This window comes from Flavobacterium sp. HJJ (genome assembly GCF_015351475.1).
GTDB classification, from domain to species: domain Bacteria; phylum Bacteroidota; class Bacteroidia; order Flavobacteriales; family Flavobacteriaceae; genus Flavobacterium; species Flavobacterium marginilacus.
In genome coordinates this window covers 43,589-57,971 of sequence record NZ_JADKPR010000019.1, presented here as the reverse complement: position 1 = coordinate 57,971, position 14,383 = coordinate 43,589, and the positions used below count along the sequence as shown (strand labels likewise).

At 33.9% G+C, this 14,383-nt stretch carries 13 protein-coding genes; 5 read left to right on the top strand and 8 right to left on the bottom strand.

Features of this window, described 5'->3' with window-relative positions:
• Positions 1-5: 5 nt before the first annotated feature.
• From IRZ80_RS14995 to metG, 3 genes are all read right to left on the bottom strand, one after another.
• Positions 6-884 carry a DMT family transporter gene (locus IRZ80_RS14995; protein WP_194642389.1) on the bottom strand — a complete coding sequence of 293 codons (879 nt, stop codon included), beginning with the start codon at positions 882-884 and terminating at the stop codon, positions 6-8.
• 130 nt (positions 885-1,014) lie between these two features.
• A complete protein-coding gene (locus IRZ80_RS14990; protein WP_317174773.1) occupies positions 1,015-1,713 on the bottom strand; it encodes a transposase in 699 nt (232 codons plus the stop codon).
• 97 nt (positions 1,714-1,810) lie between these two features.
• Positions 1,811-3,895 (bottom strand): methionine--tRNA ligase, encoded by a 2,085-nt coding sequence (gene metG / locus IRZ80_RS14985; protein ID WP_317174774.1) that lies wholly within the window; start codon positions 3,893-3,895, stop codon positions 1,811-1,813.
• 568 nt (positions 3,896-4,463) lie between these two features.
• Between metG and IRZ80_RS14980 the strand changes: the two genes are divergently transcribed.
• From IRZ80_RS14980 to IRZ80_RS14965, 4 genes are all read left to right on the top strand, one after another.
• Positions 4,464-5,357 carry a hypothetical protein gene (locus IRZ80_RS14980; RefSeq protein WP_194642387.1) on the top strand — a complete coding sequence of 298 codons (894 nt, stop codon included), beginning with the start codon at positions 4,464-4,466 and terminating at the stop codon, positions 5,355-5,357.
• 327 nt (positions 5,358-5,684) lie between these two features.
• Positions 5,685-6,188 carry a GNAT family N-acetyltransferase gene (locus IRZ80_RS14975; protein WP_194642386.1) on the top strand — a complete coding sequence of 168 codons (504 nt, stop codon included), beginning with the start codon at positions 5,685-5,687 and terminating at the stop codon, positions 6,186-6,188.
• Between the two features lie 168 nt (positions 6,189-6,356).
• Positions 6,357-6,542, top strand: coding sequence for a hypothetical protein (locus IRZ80_RS14970; protein ID WP_194642385.1), 186 nt, complete (start codon positions 6,357-6,359; stop codon positions 6,540-6,542).
• A gap of 50 nt (positions 6,543-6,592) precedes the next feature.
• Positions 6,593-6,763, top strand: a complete 171-nt coding sequence (locus IRZ80_RS14965; protein WP_194642384.1) for a hypothetical protein — start codon at positions 6,593-6,595, stop codon at positions 6,761-6,763.
• 97 nt (positions 6,764-6,860) lie between these two features.
• On the opposite strand, the gene IRZ80_RS14960 is transcribed toward IRZ80_RS14965, so the two are convergent.
• The 5 genes from IRZ80_RS14960 to nhaA all read right to left on the bottom strand — a co-directional run bounded on the left by IRZ80_RS14960 (position 6,861) and on the right by nhaA (position 13,050).
• Positions 6,861-7,373 (bottom strand): hypothetical protein, encoded by a 513-nt coding sequence (locus IRZ80_RS14960; protein ID WP_194642383.1) that lies wholly within the window; start codon positions 7,371-7,373, stop codon positions 6,861-6,863.
• 357 nt (positions 7,374-7,730) lie between these two features.
• The gene (locus IRZ80_RS14955; RefSeq protein WP_194642382.1) at positions 7,731-9,098 is read right to left on the bottom strand and encodes a hypothetical protein; all 1,368 of its coding nucleotides are present in this window, start codon (positions 9,096-9,098) and stop codon (positions 7,731-7,733) included.
• Positions 9,099-9,101: 3 nt separating this feature from the next.
• Positions 9,102-11,096, bottom strand: coding sequence for a hypothetical protein (locus tag IRZ80_RS14950; RefSeq protein WP_194642381.1), 1,995 nt, complete (start codon positions 11,094-11,096; stop codon positions 9,102-9,104).
• A gap of 22 nt (positions 11,097-11,118) precedes the next feature.
• Positions 11,119-11,778: a hypothetical protein gene (locus IRZ80_RS14945; RefSeq protein ID WP_194642380.1), complete on the bottom strand. Its 660-nt coding sequence runs from the start codon at positions 11,776-11,778 to the stop codon at positions 11,119-11,121.
• A 108-nt stretch (positions 11,779-11,886) separates the two neighbouring features.
• Entirely contained in the window at positions 11,887-13,050 is a 1,164-nt protein-coding gene (gene nhaA, locus IRZ80_RS14940) for a Na+/H+ antiporter NhaA (RefSeq protein WP_194642379.1), read from the bottom strand.
• Between the two features lie 323 nt (positions 13,051-13,373).
• Between nhaA and IRZ80_RS14935 the strand changes: the two genes are divergently transcribed.
• Positions 13,374-14,324 carry a 2-hydroxyacid dehydrogenase gene (locus IRZ80_RS14935; RefSeq protein WP_194642378.1) on the top strand — a complete coding sequence of 317 codons (951 nt, stop codon included), beginning with the start codon at positions 13,374-13,376 and terminating at the stop codon, positions 14,322-14,324.
• Positions 14,325-14,383 lie beyond the last annotated feature (59 nt).

Here is a 14,383-nt window from a genome sequence, read left to right as displayed (position 1 = left end):
TCAATTTAGAAAAACGATTTCAATGAAATTGTTTTATTGTAAAAAGTAATTCGGATTCCGAAAAGTAGAATAATTCCGCCGAAAATCATTTGTAAATTTATTTTTTCTTCTAAAAAAAGCCATGCCAAAATGGATGTAATCACAGCCTGACTCAACAAACTCAGTGAAACTCTGGTGGCACGCATGTGCTGTGTTGCATAGCTGACAGATAACCAAGCACATAATTGACAGATAAACGCCTGCAGCATCAGTACCAACCAGCCCGTATCTGAAAAACCAGTGAAAGGTTCGTTCAAACTGTAACAAAGAATTCCCAAATAAATGCTTGAAGCTGTTAAACTGATGGTCATAAAGGATAAAACATCAACTTTAGAAAGCACATTTTTACTGATCAAAAGATAAATGGAATATAAAACACCTGATAACACGGCAAATAGAAATGCTTGATTGAAATTCATTTCAACGAAAATTTCGAAACCAACCAAAATCACCATTCCGAATAAAGAAACGATAGTACCAATCCAGAAATTAGGTGCGGGCTTAGATTTTAGAAATAAAAATGAGCCAATACCAACCCAAACCGGAGACAGATTTGTCAGCAGTGATGCCTGTGTAGCACTCGATTCCTGAATAGCAATATTCCAGACGGCAACATCCGAAGAAAATAATACGCCGCAAAATGCTGCCAAAAGAGCAAATTTTAAAGAAGGAATTTTGAAGTTTTTACTCAAAATAACATAAGGTAAAAGCAGGATCAAGGCAAAAAACATTCGGTAAAAAGCCGAAATTAATCCCGGTGTCAAACGTAATTTTACCAATATCGGGAAAATCGAAATGCAGAGTATGCCACAGATTAAGGCTAATCTTGGTTTTGTAAGTTTCATTGTATATTATTATGTAGAGACGTTGCAGTGCAACGTCTCTATGTAGGTTAGTTTATAATTGTGTTTAATGTTGTCTTAGACGTTGTGTTAACGTTGTGTTAGACGTTGCAATGCAACTTCTCTACGTGAATTAATTATAAAATTTATCTTCCTTCCAATTTGTTACATTGTTTTGTATGTAATTTTGAATTCTTTCAAAAGATTCAGAATTACGTATGATGTGATCGTGAAAACGTTCTTGCCATTCAAAATCAGCGTGAATATAATGGGCATTTCTAGTTACTACCGATTTATAAGAACGTATCAGTGTAGAAATTGTTCCTGCTAATGGTGAAATTTTTGACATTTGTTCGTTTTTCTGTGACGTATTTTCGTCAATCGGGGGTGTAGAGACGTTGCATTGCAACGTCTTTGTAGACATGCAGACATTGCATTGCAACGTCTCTACCGCGTTGTCGATACGATCATCAACAATATTTGTTTTGTTAATAATCAATATTCCATGAATATGATTTGGCATAACCACATAATTTCCCAATTCAATAAATGGAAAATGTTTTGGGATTTCTGTCCAAAATGCATCTGCTATTTTTCCGATTTCATTTAACTGCATTTCATTTTCACCATTGGCTGATACAATTTCGCCAAAAAAATGTTCCCTGTTTTTAGTGCATATCGTTATAAAATAAGCACCATTTTGACCATAATCCCAATTTTTCAATCGGGTAGAAGAAATTCGGTATTTGTTTTGGAATTTACCGTTCATATAATTCGTTTGATTGATGTAGAGACGTTGCAGTGCAAGGTCTAAACGACAATTGATTTTCACGAATGTAATGTTTTTCTGCATTAAAACAAAAACGGTACATGGAAACAAAAAGAGACGTTGCAGTGCAACGTCTCTACGTAAAAATGATTTGATGTAATTAATTTATCGTCTCCCCATTTCCAACACCATCAGCATCCGGATTAATAAAAACCAATTTCCCTTCTGCATTTGTAGTCATCAAAATCATTCCCTGGCTTTCAACGCCACGCAATGCTCTTGGCGCCAAATTCACCAAAACAGTCACACGTTTTCCGATAATATCTTCTGGTTTAAAACTTTCAGCAATACCCGAAACAATCGTGCGGACATCAATTCCAGTATCAACTTTCAGAACCAAAAGTTTGTTGGCTTTTGGCATTTTTCCTGCTTCGAGGATCGTTCCTACACGGATATCCATTTTGGAGAAATCTTCAAACTGAATCAAATCTTTCTGAGGTTCAGCTTTTTTGTTTTCGGCGATATTAGCTGTTTTCGTAGCTTCTAGTTTATTTATTTGTTTCTGAATTTCTTCGTCTTCAATTTTAGAAAAAAGCAATTCGGCTTCGCCAATCTGGTGTCCAGCAGGAATTAAATCTGATGTTTCCGAAATCGAATTCCAATTCAATTGGTTTTCGATTTTCAAAATACGCGTCAATTTATTCGCTGTAAACGGCAGGAAAGGCTCGCACAAAATGCTCAAAGCTCCAGCAATCTGCAAGGCAACATACATTTGAGTTTTGGTACGCTCTTCATCCGTTTTAATCATTTTCCAAGGCTCTTCATCGGCAAGGTATTTGTTTCCAAGTCTGGCCACATTCATCATTTCGCCAAGTGCTTCACGGAAACGGTATCTTTCTACCGAACTCGAAATCACAGCAGGATACGCTTTCAATTCTGTCAAAGCAGCCTCATCCACTTCTGATAATTCATTTGGCTGAGGAACAATTCCGTTGTAATATTTATTGGTTAACACCACCACACGGTTGATGAAATTTCCAAAAATAGCCACCAATTCATTATTGTTTCTCGCCTGAAAATCTTTCCAAGTGAAGTCGTTGTCTTTAGTTTCAGGAGCATTAGATGTCAAAGCATAACGCAAAACATCCTGCTGGTTCGGAAATTCTTCCAGATATTCATGCAGCCAGACTGCCCAGTTTTTGGAAGTAGACAATTTGTTTCCTTCTAAGTTCAGGAACTCATTCGCAGGCACATTGTCTGGTAAAATGTAACTTCCTTCCGCTTTTAGCATTGCTGGGAAAATCACGCAGTGAAAAACAATATTATCTTTCCCTATAAAGTGAACCAGTTTTGTTCCTTTATCTTTCCAGTACGGCGTCCAGTCTTTTCCTTCTCTTTGTGCCCATTCTTTGGTAGACGAAATATAACCAATTGGCGCATCAAACCACACATATAATTTTTTTCCTTCGGCACCTTCAACCGGAACATCAATTCCCCAATCCAGGTCACGCGTTACAGCACGAGGCTCGAGTCCGCCATCAATCCAGGATTTTACCTGACCGTAAACATTCGGTTTCCAGTCGTTTTTATGTCCAACGAGAATCCATTCATTCAAAAAATCAGAATAACGGTCCAATGGCAAAAACCAGTGTTTCGTTGATTTTAAAACCGGAGTTTCTCCTGTTATTGTCGATTTTGGGTTGATTAAATCAGTTGCGTTCAAAGTTGAACCACATTTTTCACATTGATCCCCGTATGCTTCTGGGTTATCACATTTTGGACAGGTTCCGGTAACAAAACGGTCAGCTAAGAACTGATCAGCTTTAGCATCATACAATTGCTCGGTTACTTCTTCGATAAAATCACCGTTGTCGTATAGTTTTTTAAAGAACTCCTGAGCCGTACCATGATGAATCTGAGCCGAAGTTCTAGAGTAATTATCAAATGCAATTCCAAAATCAGAGAATGATTTTTTAATGATTCCGTGATATTTGTCGATTACTTCCTGAGGGGTAATGCCTTCTTTCTTGGCTTTCATCGAAATAGCCACACCGTGTTCGTCGCTGCCGCAAATGAATAAAACATCGCGGTTTTGCAGACGCAGGTAACGCGAATAAATATCAGCAGGTACGTAAACCCCCGCCAAATGTCCAATGTGTATCGGTCCGTTAGTATAAGGCAATGCCGCCGTAATCGTATATCTTTCTGGATTCTGTATCATGTGTTGATAGTATTGTTTTTTTATTTGTCACATGTAATTCGCCTACTAGTACTGGATGTAATAACCAATTTTCGTTAGGCTCATTTCATAACTCAAATTTATTGGGTGCAAAAATAAGCAATAGAATCGAGAGTTTTAGTATAAATTGTCATTGTACACGGCATTCACTTTTAAAAGTTTCTGACACGAATTATACTAATCTGCACGAATTAAGATTGCTGTTTAATTACACAAAATATTCGAAACTGTAAAAGTTGTAAAATTTGATTTCAATTTTGACAACCCCGCGGGTGGCGTTCTAGACCCCGCTGGCTGGGTTGTATAACCCCAATTTTGGCGTTCGGAACGCCAGCAACGGCGTCCAGAACCCCGATCACGGGGGTGGTGAACGTGGCGAGCGGGGTTATTTCGTTATTTCATCTTTTTTAAAAAAAGAAATGATGAACGGAGGATAAAGGATTTTTGTAAGAAAAGATTATATTTGGTAAATTAAAATATGCCAACTGCTTCTGTAAGTGTGATGTGATTTTTTTCTTTCTATCATAGTTATATACAAGTTGTGCGTAATTAAACCAAAAATGACCTGAAAACAATGACTGAACGAATTAATCATACTTGCTTTTTTTGCTCGCAACCCATTATTGAAAAGAAAACTTTGGAACACATTATTCCAAACAGTTTATTGGGTAAATTGGGAATTAAAGAACAAACAGTAACGAGTAAAGACGAAATACAATATAGTCGAATAAAAGTTCCTGCACATTCAAAATGTAATAGTGAATTTGGTAGTATTTACGAGGATACAATTATTAAACTATTGGATAATCCAGATCAACTTTATGAGGCTCTAAGACAGGAAGAAATTGGAATGATGATACAATATGGCCCAGATCAGTCTGTGACACAATTAATTTCTACTTGGTTATCAAAAATATTTTACGGACTATTCTACAATGATTCTTTAAAATCACAAGACGATGATTGGAGAAATATTTCGAAAGAAATCGTTTCAAGTGAGAATTTTAAAATCGTGCAAACATCCTATCAAAACAATCACGGTTTTTGCTTACCATCAAGTTTATTTGTTTTTAAAACAACAAATGAGAATTTTGATTTAAAGACATTGATTTATCCACAAGGTATTTTGTTGAAAATTAAATCTTTAGTTTTGGTTTTGGTTATTGCTGATGGATTTCTCACGAAAAACTATATTCAAGGAGACAATTTAACAAGCCTACATGAATATATGGGAAAAGTGGAACATGAGCAACCGGACTTCCCTGTCCATAATCTTGCATTAGCTGAAATTTTGGCCTTAAGACTTGCAATAAAAAAGAGCCCAAGCTTCATTGTTGCAAATGATGAGATACTAAATATGAGTTTCTCAACAAGCGTTAATAATCCTCAAGAATATTATAAAGTAGATGAAGAAGAAATTAACGAATATAGAACCCAAATCTTGAGCGAATTCGGGATTCAAAATTAACTACGCACAACACTTGTGGCTGTTGCACAACTCAAAATTAAGTAATATTAGTCAAGAAATGCAAAATACATTAATTATATTTAATTGTTTTTCAATGTTTTGTGAATTTTATATTTATAAAAAAATGATCAAAATTAAACTAAAATTAGTTGTGCAACAGCCACACTTGCTACAAGAGATTTGGGTATTTGGCTTAATTTAAAAATGGTCTTGTATTTGGGATGTTTTGGCAAATTCGAAAGATTATGAATTTTTAATCCCAAACCTCTTTTAGCAAGGAAACGTTAGTTAGAATTGTAAAGTGACACTCAACAAATAACATACAAAATGAATGATATAGAAATTATTGAAATCAAGTCTGACCAACTCAAACAATATAAAACGTTTTTAGCTTTTGGACTTGTTAATGACGAAGAGAATTTTAGAATAACACCCAATGATGACTTAAATGCACCTTTTCCGACCAAAGACAAAGTGGATAGTTTTACCCTTGGGGCTTATTCAGACAATCAATTAGCAGGCATAGTGAGTTTTGCTCGTGACGGTGGCGACCGAGAAAAATTAAAACATAAGGGTGTTCTATTTAGAATGTATGTTTCTAAACACTTTCGGGGACAAGGAATTGCAAAAAAACTAATTCAAACATTAGTAGAAAGGGTAAACCAAATCGCTGGCATTGAGCAAATCAACTTGACAGTTATAGCCAATAACGACAATGCAAAAAAACTCTATGAAAAATTTGGTTTTGTAACATTTGGATCCGAAAGCAACGCAATAAAATGGAAAGGAAAATATTTTACTGAAGACCAAATGACATTGAAACTAAAATAAAGTTTGTACACAAAAACAACGAACCGCTAACACTTGCTGCAAGAGATTTGGGTATTTGGCTAAATTGAAAAATTTGTTTGCATTCGGAAGATTCGGCAAATCCGAAAATGAGGCTTTATTTAACCCCAAACCCGCTGTATTAATAGAAAGTTATCCAAAAAGCAAACCATGAATAGAAAAAAAACAGCATATATTTTAATTATTGCAAGTTGTATTTTGCTAGTCTTTAATCTATTGCAATTAGATTTTGACAACTTAAAAGCCAAAAGTTTTTTAGGAATTGGTCCCAATATATTTGTAATAGTGGCAATGCTCTTTACAATTCGTGGCATTAATAAAAGGGAGGAAAAATAAAGAATGATTTTGATTTATCTTTGTAAACGAAACATAAAAGAATAAAAGTCATGCCAAAAGGACCCGAAAAAAACACCAAAAATAAGGCTTTGCATACCAAATTGCTCAATCGTAAAAAAGCTAAACTTCAGGAAGAGAAAAAGGAAAAAGCAGCACGATTAAAAGCTCTGGTCGCCAAGATGAATCAGAAAAAGAATAGCGGTGAATCGGATACCGTATAATATTTAAAAGATAACCCTTTTGTTTTTTAGAAATGTATAGCTATAAAAAAAACCACCTGAGAATATCAGATGGTTTTATAAAATATTTGTTTGTTTTTTATAATTTGTAAGTAACTCCAAATTTAGCGACGCTTACTGTGCTGCCTCCGCCTAATTCAAGATTGATGCCAAAATGATTATTGAAGAATACGCGGCCACCTACTTGAAGCCCAACATTTAAAGGATCGTAACCTGGATGGTAGTCTTTATTGTCATAATTCCAAATAAGACCTGTAACACTAGCACCAGCGTAGAAATCAAATTTACTTGGTATATCCAATATTCTATTGAAATGATAATTTCCATTTGCTCCAATACCTACAGCAGAGTTATGATTATAATTGGAGTTGCCATAATAGTAATTGTCATTATTTGTTAAATAAGAAATTTGACCTCCAATTGTAACATCTTTTACAAGTCCATAATCAAGACCAAAATAAAAAGGAACAAAGCCCCAGTCTGAAACTCCAACACCAGCATTTAATTGTATACCACCCTCTTTAAGTGAACTTTGAGCAAATATGCCATTTGATAAAAAACCAAATGCAATAATTAGAATAAGTTTTTTCATAGTTTTTTTTTAAATTATAACGCAAAAATAGAGTTTTATTATGTTTTATTTAAGGTTTTTTTGCCAGATTTAATCTTTTTAAATACCTGTTATATCTTTATATTTTTTAATTATATAGTTTACATGTCTGCAATAATAAACAAGCCGTTTTAGCAGATTGTTTTGAAAATAGTATTGATTGATTAAATTTAATATGACTATCCGTGACTAATACCCAATCGATAAAATTGGCCACAGATTACACAGATTAACACAGATTTCTAAAAAATGCATGTAAAATCTGTGAGAATCTGTGTAATCAGTAGCAAAAAAAACATTTAGTATGCTTTGCGGATAGTCATAAAATTTAAAATGTTTTTAGTTGCTAATTTCAAGCAAGCTTTTCCCTGTTCTTGATTTGATTGAAGCCTGAAAATATCCTAGATTATTTTTTTGGATAAGATTTATTTGTATAGTTTCAAATGGTTTTAAAAGTGCAAAGTTTTTGTTTTTTGCAATTAAAAAACGCCAGTCTTTTGGCTGAAGCTTATTGAGATTAATTTGTAAATACCCTGTTTTAGAATGGATTGATTTTGAAGATTGTACTTTGGACAGATTAGCTTCTAATAGTAAAGAATTATTTTTCACAGACGTTTGGGTCACTGCCAATGGAAAATTTACGAATACTTGATGATTATCAATTACTTTCTGATTTTTTAAATAGTCATAGATTTTTTCAGAATCGTCAGTTTGAATGGAAAAGTAAAAAGAAGGTTCGCGCGTGGTATGAACAACGGCTTTTTTTATCGGATTGAAATCATCATCATAATCATACGAAATAGCCGTATTCTTCTTTTCAAGTATGCTGTGAAACACTAATTCGGTTTGCTTGGGATTATGTATTAAAATGGAATCCAGATTGAATCCAATAATTTTGTTCATATTAGCCTTGTTATTTTTGAAAATATCTTGATGGCGAATTATTTCGAAATTAAAACCTAATGATAATAGAGCGTTAGGATGCTGAACAAAATGAAGGTTTTTTCTATACTTTGGTTTCAAATCCAACTGACCTTCAGCCACTATTTCATCTTCTTGTAATGAAATAGTGATGATGCCATCATCATTGAGCAGGTTATTTTTTTTGATCCAAATCATTACGGCGTCAGAAGTATTAATAGTTTTTTCGATCTTTTTAGAATCAAAATAATGATGCTTAACAAATAAATCTTCAGCTATCCTGATGAACGTTTGATAGTTATTTGAAGTGTTTACGCAATATAAAATCTGATTCGTATATCGGAGAATATAAGTATTTAAAGTTTTGGAATAATAACCAACAAATGACTTGCCAGATTCTGTTTTCACAAATTGATTATCGAGTAAGCTTTTATTAAATTTTGATTCATTTTCGACTATTGCAGTACAGCACCACTGATTCAAAGGCTGGTTTTGAATGTGAAAAAAAGATAAATAATCTGGAGTTTCTATTCCGTAATTTGAGAAATCAAAACGTTTTTTCGAATTGTTTGAACCAAGCCCCCATTGCGAAGGGTTTTTTAGACAGGAGAAAATAAAATGATTTCGAATGGTTTTAATATCTACCATTACAATCCCATCGGTATTTTCGGGAATGCTTTTTTTATCAAATTGTTTATGAAATCCAAACCAATAAAGGATTGCCACACTTCCTATTGTGATAAGAAGTATGGCAATTCTGAGAGAATTATTTTTAACCCTCTTCATGTATTATTCTGCAACGGTTGTTTCTTTCTGTTTTTCAGTATAAACCTCATTAATCACGTTAAAGAAATATTGTAAACTATTGGCGTGTTCTCCTTTAATGGTGTATGATAATTCAGATGTAATGGTTCCATTTTTAAATTTAGATGCTGCAGTGATCTCACCAGCATTTTTCAAAGCGATGTCCCAGTAATTGCTTTTAGTTTCTTTTGAAAGTTCGGTTTTGGAAGCTGTAATGATTTTATGAAGATCAAACCAACCCGATGAATTGTTTTTTAAAATCAATTTTTTGAAATCGGCCTGCAATGGCATTACTTTTTGCTGGATGAGGTTTTCTACATTTTCCTTAGAAGTTGTAATCATCAGTACACCGCTTTTTAGTCCAAAATATAAATTTTCAAGCAGATTATCTTTTTCAAAATGAAGCGTATAATAGCCATCTGTTAATTTATAATCGGTTCCTGTAAATTTATCGGTATTCAAAGGAAGTTTTAGTAATTTGTCTACAAAGGATTCATTTCGAGTATTCACAAGAAACGTGAAATCGGGCTGAATTTCTTCTTTATTTCCTTTGGTTTCTACTTGCTCATAATTTTCATTATATTCGAAAGTAACGTAATCTCTTTGTACTTTTTTGAGATCATGAAGTACAAAAATAGCATTGCCAGGAACTAAATCGGCAATGGCTTTTTCGTCCAAAATCAAAGCAATGGCATCAATCAGAACATCAGTTTCCTTGCCACTGGCTTCCTTTGAGTACGCTTGATAAACAGAGCTCAAAGTGTTTTTCATAACCTTGTATTCATAATTCATAATGGCTTCTGTATCCATGCTGATAGAGTAATAGCCCAAGATATTATTCCCAACATAATTCAACAGGTTTTTATCCATTTTGGAATCAAACATTTCCTGATATGATTTTTTTATTTCATCGTTTTTGGGAGTTAACACTTGACTGAATCGAATCTTATCTTTTTCAAAATAAGCATTTATGTGGTAATTGCTATTCAGAAGCCCATTTTTATAGATTCCCATCAAAGCCACATTACTGCCGGCAAAAGAAGAAAATAATTGTGACGTTAATATATCTAAATCTGCGAAAGCATAGAAATCGGATTTTGGGTCATTATTCTTAAAAACGTTTGAATTTATGCCTTCTTTATCCTTAGCAATATCAAAAGTTTCTTTAAAAACTAAATCTACAGCAGAGCTGATTTTCAATCTTTCGATAGAATCGGTCTTTTTAAATTCAAGATTTTGGAGTTTTCTGTTCGTTTCTTCCAATTCAGCTTGAGCCTTTTCTTGTTTGGCATAAAGTTCTTCTTCGGTAGGCTCAGCAATTACATGTTCTTTAACTGTTTTCTTTGCTTTTTTTCCTTTTTTTGATTTACTGTTTTTAGAAGTTTTGGTCTTTTTAGGTTCTGGAGTTGGTTTTATTTCTTCAGGAATATTATAGTCAGCGGCAATAGTATCTACCAAAACACTGGTGGTATCCATCAAAGTTAAATCAGAGTAAGGTTCATTGTATATATTTTTATGCGGTTTGGTATATGTAGCATTTACCAAAACAGCAAATTTATCATTCCATGCCAGATGATGATTTTTGGAAGTGCTGACACTCATATAATTTGTCTGTTTTTTTATTTTAAGACTGTCACCATATTTGCCTTGTATTAATTTTTCGAATTGTACTGCATTGTTTAATGGAATCAGCACTACATAATTCATGACAGTATCTTTGCTTGAATAATAGTGATACTGGTTTCGGGTAACATCAATGCCAGTCTGACTCAGATCTTTTGGAAGAAATTTTAATTCTTTGTCCAATAAAGCCTGCATCCAAGGATACTCCTGAATGGTTTTGAGAGCTGCTTTATCATTTAGATTTTTACTGTTAATGCACAGTGCAAACGGTGAATTCTGAGGAACTCTGTTTGCTAAATCCTGCGCACATAATGAAGCAGAAAAGCAAATTATAAGTAAAAGGAAATAGTTTTTCATATTTTGAAGTATAAATAATTGTTTAGTTAAGCGTGATAGTGTTTTCAATTTTTTCGTTTCCGTTAATAAGGCTGATTATGGATCCATTTAGCTTAATGGCCTTTCTGCTTTTGGATGTTGTCGAATTTTTGTTTGAAAATGATTTTATGGTGGAATCAAATTTGTAAACGGAAGTGTATTTTGCGGTTTGAAAAACTTCTTTATCCGATTTTTCTAATTTCTCATAAAGCGTTTTAATGGGGATTTTTTGGGTGCGGATAAATTTTTTATCGGCAAATGTAAAATAGTCAGTGCTTAACGAAGGATCTAGCTTTCTGCTGTTTTTCAGTTTTAAAAAAGCAGTGTTGAGATTGCTTATTTTTTGAAAATCAAGATCAATTGTAAAAATATAGTTCGTTAAATCGATATTGGTTTTTACATTTGAAATTCCTGAGGTACTTTGAGCCAATGCTTCTATTTTTGAAGCTTCTTTTTTTATTTCGTCTTTGGAAGGAATTGTGTAGCCATTTATTTTCTGCATTTTTAAAATCGAATTGATTTTAGTTTTGCTTTGGCTAAAATTAATTACAAAATTAAAATGTCCCGATCCATCGTCTTTCATCTGTACTTCTTCGATGACTTCAAAGCAGCTTTGGAACAGAAAAACAAAACATAATAGAGGTATAAAGTAAACTTTTTTCATCGTTGCAAATTGCTACAAATGTTTAATGATCTGTTTGTAGGCAATGGATTGCAAAGGAAAGAATAAAATTTCGTGTTTTGAATTTTTTCAAAATGCTTTTTATCCTATTTATATGTCTTTAAACGTTTTTTTGGGAGCTTTGAAAGTGATTTTTAAACAGATAAAACCCAAAATTCCTGATAAAGAGGAAGCAATTAAAATTGCTATTTTAGAGTAAGTTATGACTTCTTCTCCTTGGTTTTTAAAAGCTAATAAAGTGATAAAGATAGACATGGTAAATCCGATTCCGCCCAGCATTCCTGCTCCTAAAATATTTTTCCATTTTAAATCTTTCGGAAGTCTGCAAATTCCGATGGTTACAGCGAGGAACGAAAACAGATAAATACCCAGTGGTTTCCCTACCACAAGTCCCAGAATAATTCCAATAGAGTTCTCGTGACCTAATCCTTCATGCCAATTACCATTTATGGCAATACAGGTGTTGGCTATTGCAAATAAAGGGAGAATAATGAAGGCAACAGGTTTGTGCAAAAAGTGCTGTAATCGGTAAGACGAGGTTTTTTCTCCTCCATCTCCAAACGGAATTACAAATGCCACTAAAACACCAGTTATAGTAGCATGCACTCCAGAATTAAGCATAAAATACCACATGAAAACGCCGCCAATTAAGTAAGGAATTAAATTATGGACTTTACGTCTGTTCAAAATGAATAAGAAGCCCATAATGGCAAAAGCAATAATCAGATTAGTAAAAGCAATTGTCTGAGTGTAAAATAATGCAATAACAAGTATGGCTCCTAAGTCATCGATCACGGCAAGTGCGGTCAAAAATATTTTTAGCGATGCAGGAATCCGATTGCCTAATAATGATAAGACACCAATGGCAAAAGCGATATCGGTAGCCATAGGAATTCCGGCTCCGTTTTGGGTAGTCGTTCCGTAATTTAAAATCAGGAAAATTCCAGCTGGGAGAATCATTCCGCCCAAAGCCCCGAAAATAGGAAGTATGGCATTTTTGATATCGGCCAATTCGCCGTGATACATTTCACGCTCCAGTTCTAATCCAATTAATAAAAAGAAAATAGTCATTAATCCATCATTAATCCAGTCCGTAATGGAATGATGACCAATTTTGGTTTCCCAAAAAGCGATATATTCCGTCTGAATTTGAGAATTGGCCAGTATTAAGGAAACTATAGTTACAAAAAGCAGTAATATGCCACCCGCTTTTTCGCTATGGAAGAAATCCGTAAACGTATTTGTTAATTTCATTTTATAAGGACTATTAAATTGGAATCGCTAATTTAAGCATTTGTAATTTAATTTGGCTTCAAACCTCAAACCGTACAGGGCATTCGCTTTTACAAGTTTCTGACACGAATTACACTAATCTGCACGAATTAAGATTGCTGTTTAATTACACAAAATATTCGAAACTGTAAAAAGTTGTAAAATTTGATTTCAATTTTGATTTCAATTTTGATAAGAATTAGTGTTAATTGGTGCAATTCGTGTTTATCTTTTTTAAAATGCGAATGCCGTGCAAACCGTAATATTTTAATTAATTTTGAAATTCTAATTTACTCATCCGTATCATGGACATAAAAATTCTTCATATTGACAGCAATCATCCCTTGCTTTGGGATCAATTAGAACAGGCAGGATTTATTAATCATGCAGATTTTACTTCTTCCAAACAGGAAATCGAAGCTAAAATTCAAGACTATCAGGGAATTGTTATTCGAAGCCGTTTTAAAATTGATAAACAGTTTCTTGACAAAGCAGCCAATCTGCAATTCATTGCCAGAGTAGGAGCGGGTTTAGAAAGTATTGACTGCGATTATGCTGTTTCCAAAAATGTAACTCTTATTGCGGCACCCGAAGGGAATTGTAATGCTGTTGGCGAACATACTTTGGGAATGATATTGTCCCTTTTCAATAAATTAAATATTGCCGACAGCGAAATCCGTTCGGGGGAATGGAATAGAGAAAAAAATAGAGGGTACGAACTTGACGGAAAAACAGTTGGGATCATTGGCTACGGAAACATGGGGAAAGCATTTGCAAAAAAACTTCGTGGTTTTGAGGTTGAAGTATTGTGTTACGATATCAAGGAAAATGTTGGCGATGCCAATGCCAGACAGGTTTCACTGCAGGAATTACAGCAAAAGACCGATGTGCTGAGTCTTCACATTCCGTGGACTCCCGAAACCGACAAAATGGTTGACTCGGATTTTATTAATGCTTTCGCAAAAGACATTTGGATTATCAACACTTCCAGAGGAAAGAACATTATAACTGCCGATTTGGTTACTGCGATGCAGTCCGGAAAAGTGCTGGGTGCAGGATTGGATGTTTTAGAATACGAAAAACTGTCTTTTGAAAATCTTTTCCAGGATAAAAATACGCCCGAAGCTTTTCAGTATTTACTAGATGGGCGAAAAGTGATATTGACACCGCACATTGCAGGCTGGACTTACGAAAGCCATGAGCGTTTGGCTCAGGTGATTGTCGATAAAATTAAGGCTTTGTATGGGAAAATCTAATATTGTAAGGTTTTTAATTGTTTAAAAAATAGGAATTTGTGATATTTTTTATAATTTAG